Source organism: Longimicrobium terrae, assembly GCF_014202995.1.
Lineage (GTDB): Bacteria > Gemmatimonadota > Gemmatimonadetes > Longimicrobiales > Longimicrobiaceae > Longimicrobium > Longimicrobium terrae.
Genome location: NZ_JACHIA010000041.1, coordinates 1 through 6,845, shown reverse-complemented (window position 1 = coordinate 6,845; position 6,845 = coordinate 1). Strand labels below are relative to the sequence as shown.

The following is a 6,845-nucleotide window of genomic DNA, read 5'->3' as shown; positions in this document are numbered from 1 at the left end:
CGTTCCTCTCCCCCCAATCTACCCTCGCTATCATCCGCCCGCAGTCCCTCAACGGGTTTATCAGACAGGCTCTTGAGCGGCGGATTCATTCGCTCTCGCACGGGTTGGTGGGCCGGTGGTGACGGGCCGGCACTGCGCACAACGAACAGCGGGCCCCGGCAAACTGCCGGGGCCCGCTTTGATGATCAATCCATCCGCCGATCAAAGGCGGATTGGCTCAGCAGCAGCCGGTGCGCGGAACGGTCACACACTGCACGCTGGTGTCGCATCCGCCCTGCGGGCTGGTGCGCGAACAGGTGCTGATGTCACCGGTGCAGATCCATTCCGTTTCCGGCTGGGGCTGCTTGGCCTCCTCGGAGAAGAACGAGGTGACGGTCAGGTCTTCAAGCTTGATGGCGGCCATGAGTTGCTCCTTGTGCATGGAATCCCAGAGAGAGTCTCTGGTATTTAGCGACACAATACGCAATCCGTGTTCCCGCGCAACTCTGGAATCCACCTCGCGGAGAAATCGTGACAATCGCACGGTGGCAACGTTGGACGCCTACCGCACGTATCCCCGGACCCGGCGGTGGTTCGGATCACGTACAGTGGTTTCGCGCCATCGCGGGGAAAGCCCCTCCAACTCAGGGCGGAGGGGCTTTCATCGATCATGACCACCGTGCCCTTCATCCAGTCAGGACGACCGTCCATCCGCCCGCTCGAGCCGCTGCACCGCATCAAGCGCGAACTGGATGGCGCCGTCGATGTATTCGGCCTGGGGAATGCGGCTGTCCAGGCGGTTGGCCAGAATGGTCGATACCACGCCGTGCAGCAGCGCCCACACCACGTGCGCCTGAATGCGCGCCTCCGCGGGGCCGGCCAGCGCGCCGGGGGCCGTCTCCTGCACCAACTGCGACAGCACATCCATCGAACGAGTGGCGCGGCGGAACAGCTCCCGGGGAAAGCGCTCCAGTGCGCGCGGGTGCTGCAGGTACATGATCTCGTAGAACTCCGGGTTGGCCAGACCGAAGCTCACGTACTCGCGGCAGTGCAGTTCCAGCCTATGCGGCGGCGTTCCGGGCGCCTGGGCGGCCTGCACCACCACCTCGTACCAGCGCTGAAATCCCTCGTCGATCAGGGCGTGCACCAGCTGGTCCTTGCTGGCGAAGTGCTCGTAGATGCTGCTGACGCTGCACCCCACCTGCCGCGCGATCTTTCGCATGGACAGGTTCTCATAGCCATCGCGCACCAGCAGAGTGCGCGCGGTTTCGAGCGTGGAGGCGCGCAGGCCGTTTTCAGTCCAGGGCTGCATGGGCGGCGCAAAAGGAGCCGGGCGCGGCGCATTCCGGCCCCCGACCAATGTCCCGGCGCTCCGGAACGTTGTCAACCGGCGCCGGGCGGGGTCGCACGCCTGCCCGGCGTCTTTCAGGTTGCTGGCCGAACGTCGTTCGGCAAGGCGCTTGCACCGGCCCCGTCCCGTCGCGACCGAACCCGCCCGCACCCGGAGAAACGCACGTGTCCAAGGAGTCCACCCGCCGCCCGCCCTCGCTGGATCCCGATTTCTACGGCTACTTCGGCACGCTGACGCCGGAGGAGAACGAGACGCGGCTCAAGGTGCGCGAACTGATGGAGCGGGTGGTGGCGCCCGTGGTGAACGACCATTGGCAGCGGGAAGCGTTCGTGCAGCCATTGCGCGCCGAGATCGCCAAGCTGAATCTGCTGGACCGCTGGTACCGCGACGAGCCGGGCCCGCCGCCGGTGGCGCGCGCCGTCATCAGCATGGAGATGGCGCGGGTGGATCCGGGGTCGGCCTCGTTCTTTGGCGTGCACGCCGGGCTGTGCATGGGCTCCATCGCGCTCTGCGGATCGGTGGCGCAAAAGGAGGAGTGGCTCCCCGCGCTGCGGCGGTGGGAGCGCGTGGGCGCGTTCGGGCTTACGGAGCCGGAGGTGGGCTCGGGAACGGCGGGCGGCCTCACCATGCGCTGCCGGCGGGATGGCGACGGGTGGGTGCTGGACGGGCAGAAGAAGTGGATCGGCAACTCCACCTTTGCCGACGTGGTGGTGATCTGGGCGCGCGGCGAGCAGCCCGGCGCCGTGCACGGATTCCTGGTGCGGACGGAGAATCCGGACTACCGCGTGGAAAAGATCACCGGCAAGATCGCCCAGCGTACCGTGCAGAGCGGGCTGATCACGCTGGAGGGATGCCGCGTGCCGGAAAGCGACCGGCTCCCGGAGGCGAACACCTTTTCCGACGTCGGGCGGATTCTTCGCGTGGGGCGGGCGGGGGTGTCGTGGCAGGCGGTGGGGTGCGCGATCGGCGCGTACGAGCACGCGCTGGCGTACGCGCGCACCCGCGAGCAGTTCGGCCGGCCCATCGCGGGATTCCAGCTGATTCAGCAGAAGCTGGTGCTGATGCTGGGCAACATCACGGCGATGCTGGGCCTGGCGCTGCGCGTGACGCGGATGCAGGAGGATGGCACGCAGCGCGACGAGCACAGCGCGCTGGCCAAGCAGTTCTGCGCGGCGAAGTGCCGCGAGACGGTGGCGCTTGCCCGCGACCTGATGGGCGGAAACGGCATTCTGCTGGAGCACGGCGCCGCGCGCCTGTTCGCCGACGCGGAGGCCATCTACTCGTACGAGGGGACCAACGAGATGAACACGCTGATCGTGGGCCGCGCCATCACCGGCCACAGCGCGTTCGTGTAGAGCGCGGGCTCCAGGGCGGCCCCCACCCGGGCCGGCACCACCGGCCCACCCTCCCCCGAAAAAGACCGGGGGAGGGTTGGGGCGGGTGAGAACTCGTAGCAAGAGGCGAAGCTGGGTGTGGCCGCGAGTCTCTTGAGCGAATGAATCCGCCGCTCCAACAGCGGGAACCCCCGACTCGCGGCCGCTGCCGCGTCCACGATCAGGGCTTCAACTGCGTAGGGGATTGCCAGCGGGGGTGGCGTCCCAGTCCGCGCAGGCGGACTTCGTGTCTTTCGAGGCGCGGTTTCAACCGCCGGACGGAACCCGCCACCCCGCTACGAACTTTCCCCCGCACGACACTGGTGTGTGCTCCCTCTCCCACATCTGTTCGTGGGAGAGGGTCGTCGTGCGCAGCACGCGGGGTGAGGGCCCCCGCCCGCGGCCGCGCCACCGTCTGCATCACCTCCGCACCCTTCTCCCAGTGCCGTTCCCGCACCGTCCTCCCGCACCGCCATCACCCCGTCATCACCCCGCCGCGGCTTCCTCCGGCACGCGCGGCACCTGGATCAGCCCCGCAATCACCGCCTGCCGCAGCGTCTCCACCTGATTGTAGACCGCCGGGGGGATCAGCGCCCGGTTCCGCTCATCGTAAATCCATCCCAATGCCCCATCCGCCAGCCCCTGCGAGATCAGTCCCGCCCGGAACGCACCTTCCGACTCCTGCTTCACCAGCCCCTGCACCGACACGCCCAGGTTCTTGGTGATGGACGTCAGCACGCGGCCGGGCGCCTGGTCGTACTGGTCCACGTCCACCCCGATCACCCACCGCCCGCTCTCCCGCGCGGCGCGGAACACACCCGTCCCCGTACCGCCGGCGGCGTGAAAGATGACGTCCACCCCGCCCGCGTACTGGGCCGCGGCCAGCGCCAGCCCGCGCGCCGGGTCGCTGAACGCCGCGGGCGTCGTTCCCGCGTAGCTCACCACCACGCGGCAGGCCGGGCACACGCGCCGCACCCCCGCCGCGTACCCCGCCTCGAACTGGCGGATCACCGGCGCGTCCATCCCGCCCACGAAGCCCACGCGGCCGGTCTTCGACATCAGTCCCGCCAGCGCGCCGGCCAGAAAGGCGCCTTCTTCCGAGCGGTAGGTGATGCCGGCCAGGTTGGGCGGCGTGGGCATGGCGCGGCCCAGCGAATCCGTCACCGGCGAATAGTCCAGCACGGCGAAGTCGGTGTTGGGATGCTGGTTGGCCAGCGCAAACGCGGGCGCGCTCGCCATGAAGCTGATCCCCACCACCAGATCGCGTTCCTCCTGCGCGTAGCGGCCCAGCGCGGCGGGGCTCGTCTCGTCCCCCCCGCTCTCGCTCACGGCCGTGTCGGCGCCCAGCGTGCGCGCGGCCTCCGCCAGCCCGGCGATGGCCGCGTCGTTGAATCCGCCGTCCCCCCGGCCCCCGCTGCTCAGCACGAGGCCGACCCGGACGCGCTTCTTTGCAACCTTGGTCCCCCCATCCCACGCGCACGCGGCCAGCGCCAGAAGGAGGACGGCCACCGCGCCGCGGCGCATCCGTTCAGCGGTCATGGTGCCCCCGGATGCGAAAGAAGCTCACCAGCGCCTGCAGCTGGTCCGCCTCGGCCGCCAGCTTTTCGGCGGTGGAGGACAGTTCCTGCGACGCGGCCACGTTGTTCTGGGTGATCTGGTCCATCTCAACCGTCCGTTCTCCCACCCCCGCCAGCTGTTCCGACTGGCGCGTGCTGGATTCGGCCACTTCTTCCATCAGGGCGGCCGCTTCGCGGATGACGGGCTCCAGCGCCGTCATCAGCCCCGCGCTGCGGTCCGCCACGCCGCTGCTGCTGGCCGCGATGGCGCCGATTTCCCGCGCCGCTTCCTGGCTGCGCTCCGCCAGCGTGCGCACCTCTGCCGCCACCACGGAAAAGCCGCGTCCGTGCTCGCCCGCGCGCGCCGCCTCGATGGCCGCGTTCAGCGCCAGCAGGTTGGTCTGGTCCGCCAGGTAGTGGATGACGGAAATGCGGCGGGTGATGGCGTTCATCGCCTCCACCGTCTCCACCGCGGCGGCGGCGCCCCGCTCCGCGTGCCCGGCGCCGCGCAGCACGACAGCGCGCATGTCGCGGCTGCGGGTGGCGCTTCCCTGCGCCACGGCGTTCACCTCCGACAGCGCCTCGGTGGTTTCCATCACCGCGTGCGCCTGCTGCGTGGCGGTGGCGGAAAGCTCCTGCGCGCTCGCCGCCAGCTCCGCCGCGCTGGCCGACATGGTGTGCGTCGCGCCGCGGATCTCGTCGATGACGCTGCTGAGGCGCGCCTGCATTCCCGAAAAGGCGCGTCCGAAGCGGTCCTCGTCCGAGCGCGGCTCCACGCGGCGCGTCAGGTCGCCCGCGGCGATCTCGTCGGCCACCTCGGCCATGGAGCGCAGCGAGGTGGTCATGCGCTGGAACGCGTGGCCAAATGTGTCGCGCTCCGACCGCGGATGGACGGGAACGCTCAGGTCGCCCCCCGCGATGCGGTCCGCCGCCTGCGCCATCTCGCGCAGGTACGCCACCATCCCGCGCATGGCCGCCACCAGCCGCCCCAGCTCGTCCGTCCCGCCCGCGTCCGCCTCCACCGTCTCGATGCCGCGGGCCTCCACGCCGTCCACGTCGCCGGCGCTCACCCGCTCGGCCACCTGCACGGCCTCATCCACCTGCGCGGTCACGCTGCCCAGCACCTCGCGGCTGATGCGCCACAGCAGCCACCCCGCCGCCGCCGCCACGGCGAGGACAAAGAGGAGCGTGCCGATCCCCATCCACCGCGACGCGCGGAACACCTGGGCGATGTCGGCCTCGCGCGCGCTGCGCACCCGGGCGATGCGGGTGCCCAGTTCCGCGCGCCCGGCGGTCATCGCCTGCAGGTCGGCGATCATCTCCGGGCTGCTTTCCCCGCCGATGAAGCGCGACGTGGTGCGGCGCGCGCGCGTGTACCAGGCGTCGAACGCCTCGCCCAGCGACGCCGCCTCGTCCTCGTCCACCGCGCCGATCTCGCCCAGGCCGCGCGCGTCGGCCAGAAAGTGCGAGCGCAGCGTGTCGGTATCCGTAAGCATGGCCGTATCGCGAAGCGCCACGGCGTCGCGGAACTCGCGGTGCACGGCGTCCAGCGTTTCGCTCAGGTCGCGGCTGCGCTGCACGGCGGGCACGTGCAGCGAGCCGATGCGCTCCACCTGGCGCAGGTTGTTGAGCGACGACAGCGCGCCCACAACCAGCACCGTGGCCAACGCCGCGATCGCAAGCCGGGGAAGGAGTTCAATGCGCCCGCGAAAGCCCAGGGCGCCCAGCCGCTCCCGCAGCCGCCTGGGTCCGCCCGCCACCACGCGGCCCAGGGTGTACCAGCCGCCGTTGTTCATGGAATGCCGTTCTCGCGCGGACCGGGGCGTCCGCCGCTGTGCAGTGAAATTTCCCGCCGGGTTGGGGCGGGAAACGATTGGATTGGACGGGCCGCAAAACAAAGAAAGGTCGCTCTGGCGAGCGACCTTGCCGTACGGGGACCGGAGAGCGGATCCGGTCTGCGATGACGGAAGCGAAAGACCGGCGGAGGCCGGAAGCAATCCGCCCCGCCCGCGATCCCGCTCCCGAACGGCGAAAACCGGCCCGCGATCAGGGGCGGATCTCCGCGTGGTGCTTGTGTTTACCGGAGAGTAACGCGCCGCGCGTTCACTGTCCAGTCCCGCCAGCCCGCGGCGTTTTGACGGACCTTGTACATCGGATGAACCTCCATCCCGCGATCCATGTCCCGATCCGGTTCGCGCGGGAGGGAACCGCCGCTCCCGGACCGGCTGGCGGGCCGCGAAGCTCATCATCCGCCCCCACCGCGGCGAGCCGCCGAGACCCCAAAACGTCAGGCTGGCCTGCGTCGACTTTCCCCGCATCGACCCGCAACCTGCCGCGGCCCGCCCCCGCGCCGAACGGCTCCCCCTCTCCCGCGGAGCGGGTGGAGGGGGCTGGGGGGAGGGGGCCCTCTCCGCATGCGCCTCAACCCGGCGAATCAAGCTGAGTTGCAGTTCTCCCCTCTCCGTGCGGCAGTTTGCACGGGGAGGGGCCGGGGGCATACGCGTTAACTTTATCTTGTCGGCGGGGTAGGGGCGGGATATTCTGCTCTGCATGAGAGCTGACCTACTTGCCGAGGAGTGGGGTGTG

Annotated in this window: 5 protein-coding genes; 1 reads left to right on the top strand and 4 read right to left on the bottom strand. The window is 70.0% G+C overall.

From position 1 onward, the window contains the following. Positions 1-217: 217 nt before the first annotated feature. Positions 218-403: a hypothetical protein gene (locus tag HNQ61_RS28075; protein ID WP_170040203.1), complete on the bottom strand. Its 186-nt coding sequence runs from the start codon at positions 401-403 to the stop codon at positions 218-220. Positions 404-673: 270 nt separating this feature from the next. Next, the gene (locus tag HNQ61_RS28070; RefSeq protein ID WP_170040201.1) at positions 674-1,291 is read right to left on the bottom strand and encodes a TetR/AcrR family transcriptional regulator; all 618 of its coding nucleotides are present in this window, start codon (positions 1,289-1,291) and stop codon (positions 674-676) included. A 203-nt stretch (positions 1,292-1,494) separates the two neighbouring features. On the opposite strand from HNQ61_RS28070, the gene HNQ61_RS28065 reads away from it, so the two are divergent. Continuing rightward, a complete protein-coding gene (locus HNQ61_RS28065) occupies positions 1,495-2,685 on the top strand; it encodes an acyl-CoA dehydrogenase family protein (RefSeq protein ID WP_170040199.1) in 1,191 nt (396 codons plus the stop codon). Positions 2,686-3,189: 504 nt separating this feature from the next. Here HNQ61_RS28065 and HNQ61_RS28060 read toward each other — a convergent pair. Further along, entirely contained in the window at positions 3,190-4,242 is a 1,053-nt protein-coding gene (locus HNQ61_RS28060) for a BMP family lipoprotein (protein WP_170040197.1), read from the bottom strand. Beyond that, positions 4,232-6,055, bottom strand: coding sequence for a methyl-accepting chemotaxis protein (locus HNQ61_RS28055; RefSeq protein WP_170040195.1), 1,824 nt, complete (start codon positions 6,053-6,055; stop codon positions 4,232-4,234). Before HNQ61_RS28055 ends, HNQ61_RS28060 begins: the two co-directional genes overlap by 11 nt. Positions 6,056-6,845: the final 790 nt, after the last annotated feature.

Bases quoted from the DNA above. Each gene is read 5' to 3' on its own strand.
- HNQ61_RS28075 (WP_170040203.1), bottom strand. From the start codon at position 403: ATGGCCGCCATCAAGCTTGAAGACCTGACCGTCACCTCGTTCTTCTCC.
- HNQ61_RS28070 (WP_170040201.1), bottom strand. From the start codon at position 1,291: ATGCAGCCCTGGACTGAAAACGGCCTGCGCGCCTCCACGCTCGAAACC.
- HNQ61_RS28060 (WP_170040197.1), bottom strand. From the start codon at position 4,242: ATGACCGCTGAACGGATGCGCCGCGGCGCGGTGGCCGTCCTCCTTCTG.
- HNQ61_RS28055 (WP_170040195.1), bottom strand. From the start codon at position 6,055: ATGAACAACGGCGGCTGGTACACCCTGGGCCGCGTGGTGGCGGGCGGA.